We start from the raw sequence: 1,019 nt of genomic DNA on the forward strand, positions 1-1,019 counted from the left end.
ACGTCGTCGCGAACTATAAAAACAAACAATACACAACGATAGATATCATTTTATCCAAACCAATTTTAACTTATATACGTTGATTAACACATTCTTATTTGAAATGATAAGAATCATCTAAATGCACTAGCAACATCTTTTGTTGCTCAGTGCATTTTTTATTTTACTTACTTTTCTAAACAACTTCTGAAACGCCTCAACACTTTCTACTCTAATTACATATACGACATTTTTAGACATTAAAAAATCGAACTAGACAAGATGCTCAATGCATTTCGTACTAGTTCGATTCATGAATAATTAGATTTAAAATGTCATTTGAATCCAAGTGACAACATTATTTATATTTAGAATATTAACGTTAGTATAAACGTCCAAACACAAATAAAAGCAACAAATATAATACTGTATTTTAGCGTCATTTTTAATAATGCAGATTCTTCACCAACTTTTTTAACAGCTGCAGTCGCAATGGCAATTGATTGTGGTGAAATAAGTTTCGCTGCTACACCACCTGCAGTGTTAGCTGCCACAAGTAATGAACCGCTTGTTGAAATTTGTTGTGCCACTGTCGCTTGAATAGGTGCGAATAAAGTATTGTTATTTACAACTGAACCAGTCATAAACACACCAATCCAACCTAATACTGGAGAGAATAATGGGAAAATTGCTCCCGCTTTAGCAATACCTTGTCCAATTGCTACAGTCAAACCACCGTATGTCATAACTTTAGCAATAGCTAGGATAGCTGAAATTGTAAGGATCGGTAACCATAATTCTTTAATTGCTTCGACCAATAAAGCACCTGCACTTTTCCATTTTAACTTCGTAATTAAAATTGTAATAATTACTGTTAATAAAATCGCTGTCCCAGTTGCACCAATTAAATCGAGACGCAACGCAATTCCTTTAGGCGATAAATCACTCACAGTATTTGGAATTGGCAATTTTATTACTAAACTTTCAAGTGCACCTCCAGGTTGGAATAATTTTTTGAAGAATGGTGCACTCCATACTAA

General features: G+C 33.4%; 1 protein-coding gene. It reads right to left on the minus strand.

The window, feature by feature from the left end; translation table 11 throughout:
* Positions 1–347: 347 nt before the first annotated feature.
* The coding region (locus IDG60_RS15860) for an L-lactate permease (RefSeq protein WP_206160911.1) at positions 348–1,019 on the minus strand (672 nt) is incomplete at its 5' end.

The sequence above is a fragment of the Staphylococcus sp. EG-SA-2 genome (assembly GCF_017152085.1).